At 76.6% G+C, this 18,476-nt stretch carries 17 protein-coding genes; 10 read left to right on the forward strand and 7 right to left on the reverse strand.

Features of this window, described 5'->3' with window-relative positions; genetic code table 11:
- Nucleotides 1–56: 56 nt before the first annotated feature.
- The 3 genes from ACFVXH_RS33250 to ACFVXH_RS33260 form a co-directional block, all read right to left on the reverse strand.
- Nucleotides 57–809: an FAD:protein FMN transferase gene (locus tag ACFVXH_RS33250; RefSeq protein WP_387829685.1), complete on the reverse strand. Its 753-nt coding sequence runs from the start codon at nt 807–809 to the stop codon at nt 57–59.
- A 32-nt stretch (nt 810–841) separates the two neighbouring features.
- Nucleotides 842–1,339 (reverse strand): FMN-binding protein, encoded by a 498-nt coding sequence (locus tag ACFVXH_RS33255; RefSeq protein ID WP_387829575.1) that lies wholly within the window; start codon nt 1,337–1,339, stop codon nt 842–844.
- A gap of 126 nt (nt 1,340–1,465) precedes the next feature.
- Entirely contained in the window at nt 1,466–2,845 is a 1,380-nt protein-coding gene (locus tag ACFVXH_RS33260; RefSeq protein ID WP_387829577.1) for a ferric reductase-like transmembrane domain-containing protein, read from the reverse strand.
- Between the two features lie 227 nt (nt 2,846–3,072).
- On the opposite strand from ACFVXH_RS33260, the gene ACFVXH_RS33265 reads away from it, so the two are divergent.
- Both ACFVXH_RS33265 and ACFVXH_RS33270 read left to right on the forward strand, forming a co-directional pair.
- A complete protein-coding gene (locus ACFVXH_RS33265) occupies nt 3,073–3,789 on the forward strand; it encodes a response regulator transcription factor (protein WP_387829579.1) in 717 nt (238 codons plus the stop codon).
- A 53-nt stretch (nt 3,790–3,842) separates the two neighbouring features.
- Nucleotides 3,843–5,297: a sensor histidine kinase gene (locus ACFVXH_RS33270; RefSeq protein ID WP_387829687.1), complete on the forward strand. Its 1,455-nt coding sequence runs from the start codon at nt 3,843–3,845 to the stop codon at nt 5,295–5,297.
- Here ACFVXH_RS33270 and ACFVXH_RS33275 read toward each other — a convergent pair.
- A complete protein-coding gene (locus ACFVXH_RS33275; RefSeq protein WP_387829581.1) occupies nt 5,278–6,327 on the reverse strand; it encodes a GlxA family transcriptional regulator in 1,050 nt (349 codons plus the stop codon). The genes ACFVXH_RS33270 and ACFVXH_RS33275 overlap by 20 nt on opposite strands.
- Before the next feature lie 165 nt (nt 6,328–6,492).
- On the opposite strand from ACFVXH_RS33275, the gene ACFVXH_RS33280 reads away from it, so the two are divergent.
- Nucleotides 6,493–7,083 (forward strand): cysteine hydrolase family protein, encoded by a 591-nt coding sequence (locus ACFVXH_RS33280; RefSeq protein ID WP_380741531.1) that lies wholly within the window; start codon nt 6,493–6,495, stop codon nt 7,081–7,083.
- A 198-nt stretch (nt 7,084–7,281) separates the two neighbouring features.
- Nucleotides 7,282–9,069: a polyprenyl diphosphate synthase gene (gene uppS, locus ACFVXH_RS33285; protein WP_387829584.1), complete on the forward strand. Its 1,788-nt coding sequence runs from the start codon at nt 7,282–7,284 to the stop codon at nt 9,067–9,069.
- Here the strand turns inward: uppS and ACFVXH_RS33290 are convergent.
- A complete protein-coding gene (locus ACFVXH_RS33290) occupies nt 9,014–9,694 on the reverse strand; it encodes a hypothetical protein (RefSeq protein ID WP_074005775.1) in 681 nt (226 codons plus the stop codon). The genes uppS and ACFVXH_RS33290 overlap by 56 nt on opposite strands.
- Before the next feature lie 281 nt (nt 9,695–9,975).
- On the opposite strand from ACFVXH_RS33290, the gene ACFVXH_RS33295 reads away from it, so the two are divergent.
- The 4 genes from ACFVXH_RS33295 (at nt 9,976) to ACFVXH_RS33310 (ending at nt 13,290) form a co-directional block, all read left to right on the forward strand.
- A complete protein-coding gene (locus ACFVXH_RS33295; RefSeq protein WP_387829586.1) occupies nt 9,976–10,971 on the forward strand; it encodes a hypothetical protein in 996 nt (331 codons plus the stop codon).
- A gap of 260 nt (nt 10,972–11,231) precedes the next feature.
- Nucleotides 11,232–12,011 (forward strand): DUF2071 domain-containing protein, encoded by a 780-nt coding sequence (locus tag ACFVXH_RS33300; protein WP_220450150.1) that lies wholly within the window; start codon nt 11,232–11,234, stop codon nt 12,009–12,011.
- Nucleotides 12,008–12,817, forward strand: coding sequence for a class I SAM-dependent methyltransferase (locus ACFVXH_RS33305; protein WP_387829588.1), 810 nt, complete (start codon nt 12,008–12,010; stop codon nt 12,815–12,817). The genes ACFVXH_RS33300 and ACFVXH_RS33305 overlap by 4 nt, the downstream gene beginning before the upstream one ends.
- Nucleotides 12,814–13,290 (forward strand): hypothetical protein, encoded by a 477-nt coding sequence (locus ACFVXH_RS33310; RefSeq protein ID WP_380744970.1) that lies wholly within the window; start codon nt 12,814–12,816, stop codon nt 13,288–13,290. The genes ACFVXH_RS33305 and ACFVXH_RS33310 overlap by 4 nt, the downstream gene beginning before the upstream one ends.
- A 23-nt stretch (nt 13,291–13,313) precedes the next feature.
- Here ACFVXH_RS33310 and ACFVXH_RS33315 read toward each other — a convergent pair whose 3' ends face one another.
- Nucleotides 13,314–13,961, reverse strand: coding sequence for a response regulator (locus ACFVXH_RS33315; RefSeq protein ID WP_387829590.1), 648 nt, complete (start codon nt 13,959–13,961; stop codon nt 13,314–13,316).
- Nucleotides 13,946–15,166, reverse strand: a complete 1,221-nt coding sequence (locus ACFVXH_RS33320) for a sensor histidine kinase (protein WP_387829592.1) — start codon at nt 15,164–15,166, stop codon at nt 13,946–13,948. The genes ACFVXH_RS33315 and ACFVXH_RS33320 overlap by 16 nt, the downstream gene beginning before the upstream one ends.
- 109 nt (nt 15,167–15,275) lie before the next feature.
- On the opposite strand from ACFVXH_RS33320, the gene ACFVXH_RS33325 reads away from it, so the two are divergent.
- Complete coding sequence (locus tag ACFVXH_RS33325; protein ID WP_074005772.1) at nt 15,276–16,073, forward strand: ABC transporter ATP-binding protein; 798 nt, start codon at nt 15,276–15,278, stop codon at nt 16,071–16,073.
- Nucleotides 16,073–18,448 carry an FtsX-like permease family protein gene (locus ACFVXH_RS33330; RefSeq protein WP_387829689.1) on the forward strand — a complete coding sequence of 792 codons (2,376 nt, stop codon included), beginning with the start codon at nt 16,073–16,075 and terminating at the stop codon, nt 18,446–18,448. Before ACFVXH_RS33325 ends, ACFVXH_RS33330 begins: the two co-directional genes overlap by 1 nt.
- Nucleotides 18,449–18,476: the final 28 nt, after the last annotated feature.

The raw sequence follows: 18,476 nt of genomic DNA on the forward strand, positions 1-18,476 counted from the left end.
CATTCCCGAGAACGACCGTTCCGCATACGGAACGAGCGTTCTCGGGGCGGCCGCGGTCAGCCGACGGCGGCCCGCCAGTCCGCCGGACCGCTCGCCGGGAGGTGCCCGGGCAGGCCCGGCGTCCAGCGCTTCGAGCCGTCCGGCAGGACGGCCAGGGCCTCGATGCCGGGTCGGCGGGCGGCCCAGGCGAGGGCGCGGTCCGGGCCCATGGCGAAGGCGGCGGTGGCCCAGGCGTCGGTGCGGGCGATGCCGGTGCCCGGGGCGCCGACCAGGGTGAGCGAGGCCAGGCCGCGGGCCGGGCGGCCGGTGTGCGGGTCGAGGATGTGCGCGCCGCGCTCGGCGGTGCCGGAGGTGGCCACGGCGAGGTCGTCACCGGCGAGGACGGCGGCCAGCAGCCCCGGCTGCCGGGGGTCGGCGATGCCGATCCGCCACGGGCCGCCGGCGGTCTGCACGTCCCCGCCGCCGCTGACGCAGTACTGCCGGGCGCCGGAGGAGCGCAGCAGGCCGGCCGCCTGCTCGACCGCCCACCCCTTGACCCAGCCGCTCGGGTCCAGCCGCCCGCCTGGCCGCTCGCTGAAGTGGCCGTCCGTCTCGGCGGCCACGTCGCGGCAGGCCGCCAGCACGGCGCGGACCTCCGGATCGCAGTCGTCCAGGGCGAGTTCGCCCCGGTCGAGGCGGCTGATGTCGCTGTCCGGCCGGTAGGTGGAGAACACCGCGTCGATCCGGTGCAGCCGTTCGGCGATCCGCTCCAGTGCGGCGGCGGTGCCGGGGCCGGGGTCGCGGACGGCGATCGAGAAGACGGTGCCCATCACGGGCTCGGCGTGGCGCAGCACGGGGCGCCTCAGCCCTTGGCCCGGTCGAGGGCGCTCTGGAGAGAGCGGACGTAGCCGTCGCTGGTGTACGTCGCGCCGCTGACCACGTCGATGGCGGCGCTCTGCGCGGATATCGCCTCGTGGTTGAGCACGGGCAGCGCGGAGCTGTTGATCTCGCGGTCGCGCCGCTCGGAGTTCGGGTACTTGACCACGTCGACGGCGGTGATCCGGCTGCCGGCCAGGGTGACCTGCACCTGGACCGGCCCGTACCGGGTGTTGACGGTGTCGCCGCTGACCTTCCGGGTGGCGCCCGTGCCCGTGGCGGAGACGGAGGCCGAGGGCGCGGGGGAGCCGGGGGCGTTCGACGGCTGCGAAACGTCGGAACCGGTGCCGGAACCGGAACCGGAACCGGTACCCGCCCCCGAGCCGATCACCGGGGCGGGCCCGGCCGCCTCGTGCGGCTTGAGGGACAGCAGCAGCACCACCCCGGCCGCGGTGGCGGCGCTGGTGACGACGGCTCGGCGCATGGAAATCAACGCTCCTCAGGTGCTTGGCGAGCCGGACGGGCTCAGCGGGCGGACGGACTCGGCGAACGAACGGGCTCAGCGGGCGGAAGGACTCGGCGGGCGAACGGACTCCGCGAGCGGACGGGCTCAGAACGAAAAGCTCTCGTGGTGGATGCGCCCCCGCCGCACCCCCGCGGCCCGCAGCGCGCGCACGGCCTCCTCGGCCATCGCCTCCGGGCCGCACAGGTAGACCTCGTGCTCGGCGAGGTCCGGGACCAGCCGGGCCAGCGCGGCCCCGAGGTCGCCGACCTGCTCGCGCGAGCCGAGCAGCTCGTGCACCGCCGCACCGCGCCGCCGGGCGACATCGGCCAGCTCCGCCCGGAACAGCACGTCCTGCGGCCGCCGGGCCCGCTGGACCAGGGTCAGCTCGCCCGGCAGCGTCTCGAACAGGGCGCGCAGCGGGGTGATCCCCACCCCGGCGCCGAGCAGCAGCACCCGGCGCTGCCGCAGCCGCCGCCCGGTGAACGCCCCGTACGGGCCCTCGGCGCGCACCCTGGTCCCCGGGCGCAGGGCGGCCACGGCGGCGCTGTGCCCGCCGAGGTCCTTGACCGTGAAGCGCAGGAAGCTCGGGTGGGGCGGCGCGGACAGCGAGTACGGGTTGGCGGCCCAGCGCAGCCCGGGGGCCTGGAACTGGAGCCGGAAGAACTGGCCCGGCTCGGCGCGGAGTCCGTCCAGCCGCCGCCCGGTCAGGAAGAGCGACACCACGCCGGGGCCCTCCGGCCGTACCTCGGCGACGGTCAGGCCGTGCCGCCGGTCGAGCAGCCACGGCCGCAGCAGCCGGAACCAGCCGAGCAGCGCCGCCGTCCCGAAGTAGAGCGCGTACCAGGCGGCCCGGCCGGGGCCGCCGCCCAGGTCGGCGCCGGTGGCGAGCTGGTGGGAGAAGGCCAGCGCCACCGCGAGGTAGGTCGCCAGGTGCAGGTAGTACCAGGTCTCGTACGGGAGGCGGCGTCGCGCGATCCGGGCGGAGACGGCGCCGGTGCCGAGCAGCAGCAGGGTGCCCAGTGCGGCCTTGACCATCTCGGGGTAGTGGAAGACGATCTCCACGCCCTCGCCGACCACCCCGCGCCCGTCGGTCAGCGCGTAGCCCCAGACGACCGTCAGCACGTGCACCGAGACCAGGGCCACCATCCACCGCCCGCCGAAGGCGTGCCAGCGCGCCAGCCGGTCCGCCCCGACCCCGCGCTCCACCGGCGGCAGCCGGGCCATCAGCAGGAGCAGCACCGGCGCGGCGTAGCCGGCCAGCAGCCCGGTGATCCGGCCGGCGCCGGTCAGCCAGTCGGCCGCGCCGACCACCGCCGGGGTGCCCGACCACCACAGCGCGAGCACGCCGAGCGCGCCCACGGCGACCAGGCCGAGCGCCGCGCGCGGGTCGAGGGCGAACGGTGGTCGTGGCGCCGCCCGGTGCCTCGGGCGGTCGGGTGCCGGCCGGGGCCCGGGCCGCGACGTCGGTGCGGCGGCAGTGCTCATCGGGAACCTCCTCAGCGCCCGGCGGCGAGGGCCGCCGGGCCGCCCACGATCGCAGCGCAAGCTCTGAGCCGGCTCTGAGTCGGCCGGCCGACGGGACCCGCCGTGAAGGCGTTCATGCAGGTCAGTGGCAGTGTGATGGTCTGCGAACCACTTTCCGGGGTCTCAGCGCTTTCTCATCGGGGCGGGTCAGGATGAGCACCGCGCAGCACGAGCCCGAGGGAGCCCCCATGGACGAGACCGCCGGCCGCCCGGACTGGCGGGTCCTGGTCGTCGACGACGAACCGGACCTGGTCGAGGTGGTGTGCGGGGCCGTCCGCTACGAGGGCTGGCAGGCGCGCGGCGCGACCACCGGCCTGGCCGCCGTCGAGGCCGCCGCGGCCTGGCGGCCGCACGCCGTGGTGCTGGACGTGATGCTGCCCGACCTCGACGGCCTGGAGGTGCTGCGCCGCATCCACGCCGGGCAGCCCGAGGCGCGGGTGCTCTTCCTCACCGCCCGGGACGCCGTCGAGGAGCGGATCGCCGGCATCGCGGCCGGCGGCGACGACTACGTGACCAAGCCGTTCAGCCTGGCCGAGGTGGTGGTCCGGCTGCGCGGCCTGCTGCGCCGGGCCGCCCCGCCCGCCGCGCCCGGGCAGCCGCCCCCGCACGCCCTGGTGCTCGGCGACCTGGTGCTGGACGACCGGGCCCGCGAGGTCACCCGGGGCGGGGAGGCGGTCGAGCTCAGCCCCACCGAGTACGCGCTGCTCGCCCACCTGATGCGCCACCCCCGGCAGGTGCTCAGCAAGGCGCAGATCCTGGACGCCGTCTGGTCGTACGACTTCGGCGGGCAGGCGCACATCGTGGAGCTGTACATCAGCTACCTGCGCAAGAAGGTGGACGCCGGGCGCAGTCCGATGATCCACACGGTGCGCGGCGCGGGCTACCTGATCAAGGCCGCGACGTGAGCGGCGCGCAGGCCCGCGACGCGAAGCGCCCAAAGTCCCGCGACCCGAAGCGCCTGGGGTCCCGCGTCGCCCGGCTGGTGCCCCGCACCCTGCGGGCCCGGCTGATCGCCGGACTGCTGGTGCTGCTCGTCGTCACCTGCGCCGCCGTCGGCCTCGCCACCACCGCCGCGCTGCGCCACTTCCTGGTCGACCGGCTGGACCAGCAGCTCACCGAGTCCGGCGGACGCTACGCCGCGAGCCTGGAGCACACCGCCCAGGGCGCCGGCCCCGACACCCGGGCCCAGACCCCCGGCACCCTCGGCGTACGGCTGCTCGGCGGCCGGGTCACCGCCGCGGGCGTGGTCGACGGGGACGCCGACGACGTGGACAGCCCCGGCGACGAGGACGACCGGGTCGCCTTCACCCCCGACCAGCAGCACGCGCTGGCCGCCCTGCCCGTCGACGGCCCGGCCCGCACCCTCGACCTCGGCCGGGCCCTGGGCCGTTACCGGGTCCGCGCGGTCACCGGGCGGGACGGCGACGTGCTGGTCAGCGGTCTGCCGCTGCGCCCGGCCGAGGACACCGTCGAGCGGCTGGCGACCCTGGAGCTCACCGTGTTCGCGATCTCCGTCGCCGCGGCCGGTGCTGCCGGGGCCGCCTGGGTCGGCGTCTCGCTGCGCCCGCTGCGGCGGGTGGTGGGCATGGCCGAGCGGGTCAGCGCGCTGCCGCTCGCCAGCGGCGAGGTGATGCTCGCCGAGCGCGTGCCCGACGACGACCCGCGCACCGAGGTCGGCCGGGTCGGCGCCGCGCTCAACCGGATGCTCGGGCACGTCGGCGGCGCACTCGCCCGCCGCCACGCGGTGGAGGAGCGGCTGCGCGGCTTCGCCGCCGACGCCAGCCACGAGTTGCGCACCCCGGTCGCGGCGGTCCGCGGCCACGCCGAGCTGGCGCTGCGCCACCCCGGGCCGGTGCCGCCCGAGGTGCGGCACTCGCTGGAGCGGATCGACGCCGAGGCGCTGCGGATGGGGGCGATCGTCGAGGACCTGCTGCTGCTCGCCCGGCTGGACGCCGGCCGCCCGCTGGCCGAGGAGGAGGTGGACCTGACCCGGACCGCCCTCGACGCGGTGGCCGACGCCCGTGCCGCCGGACCGGAGCACCGCTGGCGGCTCGTCCTGCCCGAGGAGCCGGTGCTGGTGCGCGGGGACGGGCACCGGCTGAGCCAGGTGGTGGCCAACCTGCTGGCCAACGCCCGGAGCCACACCCCGCCCGGCACCGAGGTCGAGCTGCGGCTCGAACGGGCGGACAGCCAGGTCGAGTTGAGCGTCACGGACGACGGCCCGGGGATCGCGTCGGAGCTGGCAGACCAGGTCTTCGAGCGCTTCGTCCGGGGCGACCGGGCCCGCTCCCGTGCCACCGGCTCGACCGGGCTCGGCCTGGCGATCGTCCGGGCCGTGGTCGGGGCGCACGGCGGCACGGTGACGGTGGCGAGCCGGCCCGGCCGTACGGAGTTCACCGTCCGGCTGCCGTGACGGTCGCCCTGGCAGTGGTGGGGATCGCGGTGGGTGCGGCAGCCGTCCGGAAGCGCTGCCGGTAGTCGGTCGGCGTCGTCCCGAGGCGGCGGCGGAAGGCGCGCACCAGGGTGTCGACGGTGCCGAACCCGCAGGCGGTGGCGATGCGTTCGAGCGTCGCGTCGGTGGACTCCAGCCGGTGGCGGGCCAGTTCGACCCGGGCCGATTCGACGTAGGCGCTCGGGGTGGTGCCCAGCTCCGTCTTGAAGATCCGGGTCAACTGCCGTTCGCTGACGTGGGCGTGGGCCGCGAGGTCCGGGACGGTGAGCCGTCCGGAGAGGTTGCGCAGGATGTGGTGGCGCAGCTCCTCGATCCGCCGGGTGGTCGACACGGGCTCCAGTGGGACGCTGAACTGGCTCTGGCCGCTGGGGCGTTTGAGGTACATGACGAGCTGGCGGGCGACCCGCAGGGCCAGCTCCTCACCGAAGTCCTCGGCGACCAGGGCGAGCGAAAGGTCCAGGCAGGCGCTGATGCCCGCGCCCGTCCAGACCTCGCCCTCGCGGATGAAGATCGGGTCCGGGTCGACCTCGATCTCCGGGTGCTCCTCGGCGAGTTGGCCGGCCGTGGACCAGTGGGTGGTGGCGCGCCGCCCGTCCAGCAGCCCGGCGGCGGCGAGCAGGTGCGCGCCGACGCAGACGCTCGCCACCCGGCGCGAGCGGGCGGCCAGGGTGCGGACCCGGTCGACCACCGCCGGGTCGGTGAGCGCGCGGACCCGGCGGCGCTCGTCCACCTCGACCGAGCCGGGCACCAGCAGGGTGTCGATCCGGCTCCGGGCGGCCTCGTCGAAGGTGAGGTCGGGCAGGATGCGCACGCCCGCCGAGGTGGTGACCGGCGCCGCCGTCTCGGCGGCGAGGACGACCCGGTAGCCGGTCGCGTCGTCGGTCTCCCGGCGGACCAGGGAGAACACCTCGGGCGGGCCGGTCACGTCGAGAAGGTCGACGCCCTCGAACAGCACGATGACGATCAGCCGTTGCGCAGCCGGTGCGGGCACTGCCTGCCCCCCTCGTTCCCCGGGGCGCTCGTCCCCGTCGATGTCGGAATCTGCATGTTAGGCGACATTGCCGACACGCGAGCGCCGCCCGTAGCGTTCTCGAAGCCGGCCGCACCAGGTGTGACCTGCGAGATCCCCGACTCCCGACCGTGAAGGCGGCACCCCATGCCCACGACGACCCTGCGCACCCTCAACGGCCTCGACGAGCAGCCCGCCGCGCTCGGCGATGCGACCCTGATCATGATCGACTACCAGAACACCTACGTGCGCGGCGTGATGGAACTGGAGGGCTGGCAGGAGGCGCTCGACGCCGGTGCCGACCTGCTCGCCCGGGCCCGGGACGCCGGCGCCCCCGTGATCCACGTGATCAACGACGGCGGCGAGGGCACCCCGTACGACATCCGGGCCGAGATCGGGCGGATCCACCCGAGCGTGGCCCCGGCCGAGGGCGAGCGGGTGGTGGTCAAGCAGGCGCCGGACGCCTTCGTCGGCACCGAGCTGGGCGAACTGCTCGACGCCGCCGGCCGCCGGGACGTCGTCGTCGCCGGGTTCATGACCCACATGTGCGTGGCCTTCACGACGGCCGGCGCCTTCCTGCGCGGCAACCGCCCGACCGTCGTGGCCGCCGCCTGCGCCACCCGCCCGCTGGAGTCGGCGGGCACCGGGCTGACGGCCGCCCAGGTCCACCGCGCGGCGCTGGCGACGATCGGCGACCTGTACGGCGTGGTGGTGGAGTCCCCGGCCGACCTCGGCTGAGGCCAGGCCAGGCCAGGCCGGACCGGACCGGACCGGACCGGACCGGACCGCGCGCGGAGCCGGGGCCGACGGCCGGGGTCCGCCCGGATCGCCACCGATCCGCCGCCGCCTCGTTGACCAGACGGTGCACGGCGAACAGCGGTGCACGGCGAACAGCGGTGCAGGGTGCGCGGTGGCGGAGAGGGGCGGGGAACGGGCATGGCGGCGAACGGGGCGGCAGCGGTGGGCGGTCCGCCGGAGCTGGCGGAGTCGTACCGGCTATGCGAGCGGGAGGTGGCCGCCCACCAGGCCCCGCTGCGGGCGATCAGCGACACGCTGCCGCCCGAGGTGCGGCCGTACTTCCACGCCGTCAACGGCTTCGCCTCCCGGTCCGACCGGATCGCCGACGACGCCGCTGCCGACTCCGACTCCGACTCCGACTCCGACTCCTACGGTGACGAGGACACCCAGGGCGCCGCCGACCCCGCCGAGCGCGAGCGCCGGTTCGCCCGCTGGCGGGCCGACACCCTGGCCGACCTCGCGGCCGGCCGCAGCGACCACCCGCTGCGCCGGGCCTTCGTCGACACCGTGCGGCGCTGGGAGCTGGACCGGGCGCTGGTCGAGGAGTTCCTGGACGCCACCCGGGCCGACGGCGCCCGCCCGCCCGCCTTCGAGACCCACGCGGACCAGCGCCGCCACCTGCGGGGCGTCGCGGGGACGGTCACCGAGCTGTGGGCCCCGCTGCTGGGCGCGCGGGGCCCGCGGGCGGCGGGCGCGCTGTCCGCGCTGGGGGAGGCCTGCCAGCTGGCGGACATCCTGGAGGACCTCCCGCTCGACCTGGCGGCCGGCCGCTGCTACCTGCCGCAGGACGACCTGCGCCGACTCGGCCTGACCGTCGCCGACTTCGGCCGGGACAAGAGTCAGGACGACCGCCGACCCGACCGCCGACCCGACCGCCGACCCGACCGCCGCGCCGCCCTGGACGAGCTGGTCGAGAGCCAGCAGAGGCACCTGCACCGCCTGCTGGAGCTGGCCCTGCCCGCCACCTGGCTCGCCGCCCCCGGCTGCCGCCCGTTCCTGCACACCCTGCTGCTCGGCGCCCAGCTCCAGTACGACGAAATGACCCTGTTGCGCTCACGCGTCCTGACCGAGGGCCTCACCCCGCTGAGCTCCGACGGCACCACGCCCCACCGCCGCGCCCGGCCCGCGCCTCCCGAGGGCGCGCCCGCCCACGTCGCCGTGATCATGGACGGCAACCGCCGCTGGGCCGAGGCCCGTCGGCTGCCCGCCCGGCACGGCCACCGGGCCGGGCAGCGGGCCGCGCTGCGCCTGGTCAACGCGGCGCTGCGGCTGGGTATCCGCCACCTGAGCCTGTACGCGTTCTCCACCGAGAACTGGGACCGCCCGCCCGAGGAACTGACCGCGCTGTTCGACTCGCTGGCCGACGGCCTCACCCGCAGCGCGGAGGGCCTGCATGCGCTCGGCGTACGGATCCGCTGGTGCGGCCGGCGGGACCGGGTGGACGAGTCGCTCGCCTCCTCCATCGCGCTGGTGGAGAGCCTGACGTCGAACAACGGCACGCTGACCCTGACGGTCTGCGTGGACTACGGCGGACGGGAGGAACTGGCCGCCGCGGCACGGAGCCTGGCCGCCGAGGCGGTGGCGGGCCGGATCAGCCCGGAGGCGATCGGCCCGGCCGACCTCGCCCGGTACCTGTACGCCCCGGACCTCCCGGACGTGGACCTGCTGATCCGCACCTCCGGGGAGCAGCGGATCAGCAACTTCCTGCCCTGGCAGCTCGCCTACGCCGAGCTGCTGTTCGACCCCACGCCGTGGCCGGACTACGACCTGGCCCGGCTGCGCGGGGCGGTCCGGGCGTACGCGGTGCGCGAGCGGCGCTTCGGCGGCGGCGTGCCCGCCCAGTCCCGGACACCCCGCAACGACCGGCCCGCTACGCCTTCTGCTCCTGGGCGGCCGGAGGAGGGGTGTACGTCCCCTGGGCCGTGACGTAGGCGAGCACCGTGTCCACGGTGACCGGGTGCGCGCCGAAGTTGGCGGTGTACGCGTCCACCGCCTCCTGGGTGGGGCGCAGCGGCACCCCGCTGAGCCGGACCTTCATCGGCTTCCCGGCCGGCACCGGATCGGCCGTCAGCTTGCCCTCGGTGAGGCCGCAGCGGAAGGCCGAGCGGTGCCCCATCTCCGCCCCGCTCACCTCGCACCGGCCCGAGCCCAGGCCGTCCTTGATCGCGCCGGACAGGTTGACCACCCGGTAGTCGCCCTTGGAGGTGCGGACGGAGACCCCGCCGTCCAGGGCCCCGTCGCCGTGCGCCTTCGGCGGGTTGGCGAGGGACGGGTCGCCCACGGCGGAGCGGATCGGCAGGTGGACCGCCGGGCCCCGTTGGTCCAGCACCATGCGCGCCGGGGCGACGACGTCCACCATCGCGTGGAAGCGGTCCAGCTGGGCCTGTGCCTCCGGGGTCCAGCGCACCTCCACCCAGCCGTCGGAGAGCGTGCCCAGACTCCCGGTGCGGTCGGTGCCGCCGTCAACGGCACCGGCCGCCGTCCCGGTGAGCCACCCCAGTAGCGGGGCGCCCAGCGCCGCGCCCAGCAGCGAACGCCGCGTCGTGCCCATCGTCCCGAACCGTCCTTCCCTGGCCGCCCGGTACGGCCCCGGAAGCGATCATCCGTCCACCGACCGTCTCCGGGGCCGAGGCGGGGGACGAAACCACTCGTGCGGGGGGAGCGGGGCGCGGGCCGGGGTGGTTCGTCCGGGCGCGGAAGCCCCCCGGGACGGCCGCCCGCCGGGTGCCCGCCGGGTGTCCGGTCCGGCTCTCGGGCCTCCCGCCCGGCAATGGATTCGGTTCTCGCCGAACGGTCTTGCGGCGGTTCCGCATCCGGGCGACGATCGCGACCGTGCTGCGAATCATCTTCGGTACGGACGACCTGGAGCGGCTCCGGGTGGCGGAGCGCCCCGACATGTCGATGGAGCTCTCCCTGAGCGTGCACGCCCTGGTCAGCGGGGTGCGCGACCCGCGCTTCCAGGCCTGGCGCGAGCAGCTGCGGGCCTCCTGGAACCCGCGCACCGCGCTGCTCTTCGACCTCTACACCCCCACGGCGATCCCGGAGTTCCTCGCGGTGCGGCGCGACCCGGGCGCCACCGAGAGCGCCACCGCCCAGGCGCCCGAGGCGCCGCTGCGCGACCACCTGCGCTCGGTCGGCGGGGAGCGGCAGTTGAGCGCCTTCGCCCGGGGCGTCGCGGCCGGCGACCGCCGGGCCCGCAGGCTGCTGGGCAACGTCACCGCCGACTACCAGACCCGGGCGATCGACCCGTACCGGCGGCAGATCGAGACCATCGTCACCACCGAGCACGGGCGCCGGCGCCGGATCGCCGAGCCGGACCGGGTGCTCGGCTCGCTGCACCCGACGGTGTCCTGGCGCCGCCCGGTGCTGAGCTTCCCGCTGGCCGGCGGATGCCGGCACGACGTGCGCCTGGACGGCCGGGGGCTGCTGCTCCAGCCGTGCGTGTTCGGCCCCCGCCGGCCCGTCATCGCCCGTTTTGAGGACCCGGCCCAGCAGCCGGTGCTCCTGTACCCCGCCCGGATCGGTGGTCCCTTGCGCGCCGAGCCCGAGCCGACCCCCAGTCGCACCCTGACCGCGCTGCTCGGGCAGACCAGGGCCGCCGCCCTGGAGGCCATCGCGGCCCACGGGCCCTGCTCCACCAAGGACCTGGCGGGTCATCTCGACATCTCCACCGCCTCCGCGAGCGAGCACGCCACCGTCCTGGCCGACTCCGGGCTGACCACCAAGGACCGCACCGGTCGCTCCGTCACCCACCGCCCCACCGCGCTCGGCCACGCCCTGCTGGCCGGCCGCGTCCCGGCCCCGGACCCCGAGGACGACCCGGCCTGACCCCGTCTCCGCCACGGCCGGGGCCCTTCCCCGCCACACCCTGACCCCGCCTCCGCCACGCCCGGGGCCCGCGCTCGCGCAGCGCGGGCCCCGGGCGTTCGCGTACCCCGCCCATCCCTCCAACCCCCGAGTTGAACACGTTCAAAGTCGTGCGCCATGATGAGGAAGCGCGAGAACACCCCGCCGCGGCCCGCGGCGAAGGGCGGTCCCGCGCTGCCCCGTCACGCTCCGAACCCCCCTACCCGACCACGGAGTCGACCGTGCGACACCTGCTGCAACGCCACCCCTTCGCGATGCGCACCCGCTTCGCGCACTCGCTCGTCCTCACCTACGCCCTGCCGCCCCGCCTGCTCGCCCCGCTGGTGCCGCCCGGCCTCGCCCTCGACACCTACACCGACCCCGACGGCACCGAGCACGGCTTCGTCGCCGCCGCCGTCGTGGACGCCCGGGCACTGCGCCCGGCCGCCCTGCCCGCCCGCCTCGGCCGGGACTTCATCCTGACCGGCTACCGGGTCTTCACCCGCTTCCCGACCCCCGGCGGCCGCACCATGCGCGGCCTGCGCATCCTGCGCTCCGACACCGACAGCCGGATGATGGCGCTCGGCGGCAACGCCTTCTCCCGCTACCACTACCGGCACGCCCGGATCGGCACCCGGGTGGTCGACGGGACCCTGGAGTTCAAGGTGGTCAGCGGCGACGGCCGCGCCGACCTGCACGTGCGCGCCGACCTCGGCAGCGCCCCCGCCGCCCTCCCGCCGGGCAGCCCGTTCGCGGACGCCCGCGCCGCGCGCCGCTTCGCCGGCCCGCTGCCCTACACCTTCGAGTACGAGCCGCAGACCCGGTCGATGATCGTGGTCAAGGCCACCCGCGCCCACTGGGAACCCGCCCCGGTGGCCGTCGAGGTGCCCCGGCTCACCTTCTTCGACCACGGCCCGCTGGCCGGCAGCCGGCCGGTGCTCGCCAACGCCTTCCACGTCGCCGGCCTCGACTACGGCTGGCACGCCGGGGAGCGCCGCACCCTCACCGGAGCCGCCCGATGACCGCACCCGCAGCCCCCGCCGCCCCCGTCGCCGCTCCCGTCCCCGGTCCCGTCCCGGACGGCCCCCGCCCGTCGGGTGTGCGCGAGGTCGTCCGCTACAACTGGCCGATGTACGCCGCCGGCGCGTTCACCGTCGTCGCCGGCGGGGTGCTGGCCCGCCGGCTGCCGGGCCCCGCCGCCGCGCTCGCCCGGGCGGCCGCCGCCACCGCCGCCGGGTACCTCGCCCTCGGCACCCTCGCCACCTGGTGCGTCTACGACCGCTCCGGGCTCCACAGCTACGACTGGCTGCCCGCCCTGCTGCCCGACGGCCCCGGCGACCACCTGGTGATCAGCACCGGCCTGGACGAGGCCGGCCGCCCGCTCGCCGCCCGCCACCCCGGGGCCCGCGGACGGCTCGCCGACCTGTACGACCCGGCGCTGACCTCCAGCGGCTCGATCCGCCGCGCCCGCCGCCACGCCCCGCCCGTCCCCGGCGGCATCCCGGCCCGGCCGGACGCCCTGCCCGCCGCGACGGGCACCCTGGACACCGTGTTCGCCGTCTTCGCCGCCCACGAACTGCGCCGGCCCGCCGACCGCACCGCCCTGTTCGCCGAAGCCGCCCGCACCCTGCGCCCCGGCGGCACCCTGCTGCTGGTCGAGCACCTGCGGGACGCCGCCAACACCGCCGTCTACGGCCCCGGCGCCTGGCACTTCCTGCCCCGGGCCACCTGGCTCCGGCACGCCGCCGAGGCGGGCCTGCACCCGGCCGCCGAACGCCGGATCGCCGGGCTGGTCACCGCCTTCGCCCTCCGGAAGCCCGCCTCGTGACCGGGCCGACCGGGCCGACCGGACTGACCGTACTGGCCGAACTGACCGGTACGCCCGGACTCCTCACCCTCGAAGCCCAGTTGCGCCTGGTCGGCGCCGCCCTCGTGACCGCCGGCCTGGTCCACGCCGTCCTGCCCCGCGCCATCGGCTGGCCCGCCGACCTCGCCGGCACCACCCTGCTGACCCGCCAGGTCTCCTACGCCCACCTCTTCTTCATCGGCCTCGCCTGCGCCCTGCTCGGCCTGCTCCCGCTCTGCCTGGCCCCCGACCTGCTCGCCGGCGGCCGGCTCGGCACCGCCCTGCTGGCCGGCCAGACCCTCTTCTGGGGCCTGCGCTGGCTCTTCGAGTTCGCCTACTTCTCGCCCCGCCTGTGGCGCGGCGACCGCCTGCGCACGGTCGCGCACCTCGGCCTCTCCGTCCTGTGGACCTGGGTGACGGCGGTCTTCGCGGCCGCCCTCTGGCACACGGTCTAGGAACCGACCCGCTTCTGCGGCCCTCACGCCCCCAGGTAGCGCAGCACCGCCAGGACCCGCCGGTGGCCGTCCACGTCCACCGGCAGGTCCAGCTTGGCGAAGATGTTGCCGATGTGCTTGTTCACCGCCGCGTCGCTGATGAAGAGTTCCGCCGCGAGCGTGGCGTTGGAGCGGCCCTGGGCCATCAGCGCCAGCACCTCGCGCTCGCGGGCGCTGAGGCGCTCCAGCGGGTCGTGCCGCAGCCGGACCAGCTGCTGGACCACCTCCCGGTCCACCACCGTCCCGCCTCCGGCCACCCGCTCCAGGCCGGCCATGAAGTCGGCGACCGCGCCCACCCGCTCCTTCAGGAGGTAGCCGACGGCCCGTCCGCCGTCCGAGTCCAACAGCCGTGTCGCGTAGGACTGTTCGACGTACTGGCTGAGCACCACCACCGGCAGCCCGGGGTACTCCCGGCGCAGCCGGACGGCGGCGCGCAGGCCGTCGTCGCGGTGGTCCGGGGGCATCCGGACGTCCGTGACCACGAGGTCGGGCCGCTGCGTGCGCACGGCGGCGGCCAGGGCGTCCGCGTCGCCGACGGCGGCGAGGACGTGGTGCCCGAAGCGGTGCAGCAGGCCGACCAGTCCCTCGCGGAGCAGGACGGCGTCCTCGGCGACGATCACCCGAAGCGGCACGGTATCTCCACGTGGAGCAGGGTCGGGCCGCCGGCCGGGCTGGACACCCGCATCCGGCCGTCGACGGCGGTGAGGCGGTCGGCGAGCCCGGTCAGCCCGCTGCCGAGCGCCGGGTCCGCGCCGCCGCGGCCGTCGTCGGCGATCTCCAGGACGAGCAGGTCCGCGTGGTAGCGGCCGGAGACCCGGGCGCGGCCGGCGCCGCTGTGGCGGGCGATGTTGGTCATCGCCTCGCTGATCAGGTAGTAGACGCCGGTCTCCAGCTGCCGGGGCAGCCGGACGGGCAGGTCCAGGTCGACGGTGACCGGGATCGGGAACCGTCCGGCCTGCTCCCGGACGGCGGCGGCCAGCCCGTGGTCGGCCAGCACCGGAGGGTTGAGGCCGCGTACGATCCGGCGCAACTCCTCGTGCGCGGTGCCGAGTTGCTCCTGCGCCCGGGCCAGCTGCGGGCCGAGCGGCGAGCCCGGCGGGACGTCCAGGTGCATCAGCCCGAGGGTCATCCCCAGCGAGACCAGCTGCTGCTGCGCGCCGTCGTGCAGGTCCCGCTCGATCCGCTGCCGCTCGGCGTCGAAGGCGTCCACCAGTCGCGCCCGGGAGGCCTTCACCTCCCGCAGCCGCGCGCCCAACTCCGCGTCGCGCGGGGCGAGCAGGGTGCGGGCGAGGGCCGCGCGGGCGCCCGCCCAGGAGGTCACCGTGTACGGCGAGGCGAGCAGCACGAGGGCCCCGAAGACCGACCACGGCCAGGTGGCGCCGTCGAGCGACGAGAAGCAGAGCGCCGGCACCCCGAAGGAGAAGAACAGCACCAGCAGGTCCAGCCACCACAGCGCGGCGGCCGAGAGCAGGGTGAAGCCCAGTTCGCGCCAGGTCACCGGTTCGGTCAGCCGGGTGGCCGCCCAGGCGCGCGGCCCCGGGGCGTCCGGCGCCCGGTGCGGGTCCTCGGCCGGGTCCAGGTCCACCAGCCGCAGCCGCCACCGCTCGACGGCCGCGACCGCCACCGCCGACAGCACCACCCCGACCAGCGGCGCCACCCCGACCAGCACCACCAGCAGCACCGCCCCCGCCACCAGGCCGGCGGCCAGCACCACCAGCGCCGCGGCCCCCACCAGCACCCCGCTGGCCAGGTACGCCAGCGAACGCCACGGCCACGCGGAGCCGAGGAAGCTCAACGGCCGTTGGGCCATCGCCTGCCATGCCGTTCTCGGACGCATGCGAAGAACGATAGTGGGGTGGTCCGTCGGGCGGGGTAGTGCAGGCACTACCTTCCCGGTGGTGCCCGGATCAGTGCCCCCGGTCCGCGGGTCCGCTGGAATCCTCGGCATGACGAACCATCGGGAACCCAGGGCGGAGCGGGGCGCCGCCGAACCGCACGGCGTGGTGGAGCTGCACGACGTCCGCAAGGTGCACGGCAGCGGCGAAGGGGCGGTGACCGCGCTCGACCGGGTCACGCTCGGCTTTCCGCGCGGCACCCTGACCGCGATCATGGGGCCCTCCGGCTCCGGGAAGTCCACGCTGCTCCAGTGCGCCGCCGGACTGGACCGGCCCACCGGCGGCCGGGTGCTGCTGGCCGGCCTCGACCTCGGCGCCCAGAGCGAGCGCCGCCGCACCGAACTGCGGCGCGAGCGGATCGGCTTCGTGTTCCAGGCGTACAACCTGGTCGAGTCGCTGACCGCCGCCCAGAACGTCGAACTGCCCGCGCGCTTCGCGGGCCGCCGGAAGGGCGGGACCGTCGGCCGCGAGGAGGTGGCCGCCGCGCTGCGCGCCGTCGGGCTGGCCGAGCGCGCCGGGCACCGGCCGAGCCGGCTCTCCGGAGGCCAGCAGCAGCGCGTCGCCCTGGCCCGCGCCCTGGTCACCCGCCCCGACGTGCTCTTCGCCGACGAGCCCACCGGCGCCCTGGACACCCGGACCTCCGGCGAAGTCCTGCGCCTGCTGCGGCGGTTGGTGGACGAGCAGGCGCAGACCACGGTCATGGTCACCCACGACCCGGCAGCCGCCGCCGTCGCCGACACCGTGGTCTTCCTCCAGGACGGCCGGATCGCCGACCGGCTGGACCTCGACGGCGACCACGCCCGCGCCGCCGCCGCCGTCGCGGCCCGCATGGCCAGGCTGGAGGCGTGATGCTGATCGTCGCCAACGTCCGTGAGCGCTGGTCGAGCCACCTCGCGTGCTGGCTCGCCGTGCTGGTCGGCGTCGGGCTGATCACCGCCACGCTGACCGTCCACGAGTCCGCCCGGCCCGCCGTCCAGCCCCGCCTCTCCGCCGCCACCGCCCTGGTGCTCCCGCCGCAGGCCACCGGCCGCGGCGGCAGTGCCGAGGACCGCGTCCCGTGGAACGCCGCCGAGGCGGGGGCCCTGACCGACCGGCTGCGCGCGGCGCCCGGCGTGGCGGCCGTCGTGGTGGACCGCGCCTTCTACGCCCAGGCCGTCCGGGACGGCAGGCCGGTCCCCGACGAGGGCGCGGCCGAGGCGGGCCACGGCTGGTCCTCGGCGCGGCTGGCCCCCTACCGGCTGCTCACGGGCCGGGGGCCGGAGGCCGCCGACGAGGTGGTGGTCGACCGGTCCCTCGGCGTCCCGGCCGGCGCCCGGCTGACCGTCAACCTCACCGCCGGCCGTACCGAGTTCACCGTCGTCGGCACGGTGGACGGCCCCGGGTACTACCTCAGCGACGCCGCCGCCGCGCAGCGCGACCCGGGCGTCCGGACGATCGCCCTGCTCCCCGCCCCCGACACCCCGCCCGCCCGCCTGGCCGCGGCCGCCCGTACGGCCGTCGGCGACCGGGCGGCCGTGGTCACCGGCGAGGGCCGCGCCGCGCTCCAGCCCCGCCACGTCGAGCACCGGCGCTTCCTCGGCACCCAGGTGATCGCCGCGCTGGCCACCCTCGGCCTGTTCACCACCGGCTTCGTGGTCGCCTCGATGCTCGTCCTCGCCACCGGCCTGCGGCGGCGCGAACTCGGCCTGCTGCGCGTCCTCGGCGCCACCCCGGGCCAACTGCGCCGGATGGTGCTCGGCGAGGCCGCGCTGGTCGGCCTGCTCGGCTCGGCGGCGGGCTGCCTCGCCGGGCTCGCGGCCGCCCCGCTGCTGCGGGACGCCCTGCTGCGCCTGGACGTCGCCCCGCCGGGGCTCACCGTGCGGGTGGCGGCCTGGCCGCTGCTCACCGCCGCCGCGACCGGCGTCGGCGTCAGCGTGCTCGGCGCCTGGGCGGCGAGCCGCCCCGCCGCCCGGGTGGCGCCACTGCAGGCACTGCGCGAAAGCCGCACGGGGGAAGGGCAGTTGGGCCGCACCCGGCTGATCTGCGGCATGGTGGTGCTCGGCCTCGGCACCGGCTGCGCGGCGCTCACCGCGACCGCCGCCGCGGACCGCCGGATCAGCCTGGCGATCACCGCCACCATGCTGCTGATCGCGGCCGCCGCCCTGCTCGCCCCGGTCCTGGTCGGCCCGGTGGGCCGCGTGGTGACCGCACCACTGCGACGGCTCGGTACGGCCGGCCCGCTGCTGCTGCGGGCCGGGCTGACGGCGGGCGCGTCCCGCGCCGCCGCGGCGGCGGCACCGGTGATCGCGGCGGTCGGCTTCGCCGTGCTGCTCAGCGGCGCGGTGGAGACGATGCGGGCGGCCTACCCGGCCGGCCAGGCGCTGCGGCTCTCCGGCCAGGCGATCGTCACCAACGACGGCACCCCGGGCCTCACCGACGAGGCGGCCGACGCCCACCCGGTCGGCAAGGCCGCCCTGCCGACCCGCGCCTTCGTCCACCGCGCCGACGGGACGACCGTCGTGATCGACGCCCTCGGCTCCCGCGACCCGGCCTGGAGCCGGCCCGGCGAGGCGGTGCTGGGAACGTCCATGGCGCGTTGGCTGGGCGTGACGGCCGGGCAGCGGTACCCGGTCCGCTTCGCCGACGGGGCGACCGTCCCGCTGCTCATCGCCGGGATCCTGCCGGACGACCCGGCCCGCGGCGACTTCGTCCTCGCCCGGAGCCTGGTCCGCGGCCACGACCCGGCCGCGCTGGGCGACGACCTGTTCGTCCCGGCGGAGGCGGATCCGGTGGCGGTCGTCCCGGGCACGGCCGTCCACGACGCCGTCCGCTACGCCCTGGACGACTACGACACCGACGCCCGGCTGACCGACAGCCTGGCCGCCATGCTGATCGCCGTGGCCGTCGGCTACAGCGCGATCGCCACCGCGAACAGCACCGCCCTGTCCGCCCACGGCCGGCGCCGCGACCTCGCCGTGCTGCGCTCGACCGGCGGCACCGTCCGCCAACTGGTCCTGCTGGCCGCGGGCGAGGCGGCCGTGGTGACCGCGATCGGCACCCTGCTGGGACTGCTGGCCACCCTCCCGCCGCTGGCCGGTCTCGCCTCCGGCCTCGCCCAGAGCACCGGAGCCCCGGTCACGCTCCACCTGGACCCGGCGGCGCTGGCCTCCGTGGTCCTCGCCTGCCTGCTGCTGTCGGGCACGACCGCCGGCCTGGTGACCTGGCGGGTGCTGCGCCGGGCCTGAGGAACCGGCCCCGCGGGGCCTCGGTGCC

This window comes from Kitasatospora sp. NPDC058184 (assembly GCF_042883725.1).
Taxonomy (GTDB): domain Bacteria; phylum Actinomycetota; class Actinomycetes; order Streptomycetales; family Streptomycetaceae; genus Kitasatospora.

Coding starts and splice junctions, on each gene's coding strand:
- ACFVXH_RS33250 (WP_387829685.1), bottom strand. CDS start 809: ATGGGCACCGTCTTCTCGATCGCCGTCCGCGACCCCGGCCCCGGCACC.
- ACFVXH_RS33255 (WP_387829575.1), bottom strand. CDS start 1,339: ATGCGCCGAGCCGTCGTCACCAGCGCCGCCACCGCGGCCGGGGTGGTG.
- ACFVXH_RS33260 (WP_387829577.1), bottom strand. CDS start 2,845: ATGAGCACTGCCGCCGCACCGACGTCGCGGCCCGGGCCCCGGCCGGCA.
- ACFVXH_RS33265 (WP_387829579.1), top strand. CDS start 3,073: ATGGACGAGACCGCCGGCCGCCCGGACTGGCGGGTCCTGGTCGTCGAC.
- ACFVXH_RS33280 (WP_380741531.1), top strand. CDS start 6,493: ATGCCCACGACGACCCTGCGCACCCTCAACGGCCTCGACGAGCAGCCC.
- uppS (WP_387829584.1), top strand. CDS start 7,282: ATGGCGGCGAACGGGGCGGCAGCGGTGGGCGGTCCGCCGGAGCTGGCG.
- ACFVXH_RS33290 (WP_074005775.1), bottom strand. CDS start 9,694: ATGGGCACGACGCGGCGTTCGCTGCTGGGCGCGGCGCTGGGCGCCCCG.
- ACFVXH_RS33305 (WP_387829588.1), top strand. CDS start 12,008: ATGACCGCACCCGCAGCCCCCGCCGCCCCCGTCGCCGCTCCCGTCCCC.
- ACFVXH_RS33320 (WP_387829592.1), bottom strand. CDS start 15,166: ATGCGTCCGAGAACGGCATGGCAGGCGATGGCCCAACGGCCGTTGAGC.
- ACFVXH_RS33325 (WP_074005772.1), top strand. CDS start 15,276: ATGACGAACCATCGGGAACCCAGGGCGGAGCGGGGCGCCGCCGAACCG.
- ACFVXH_RS33330 (WP_387829689.1), top strand. CDS start 16,073: ATGCTGATCGTCGCCAACGTCCGTGAGCGCTGGTCGAGCCACCTCGCG.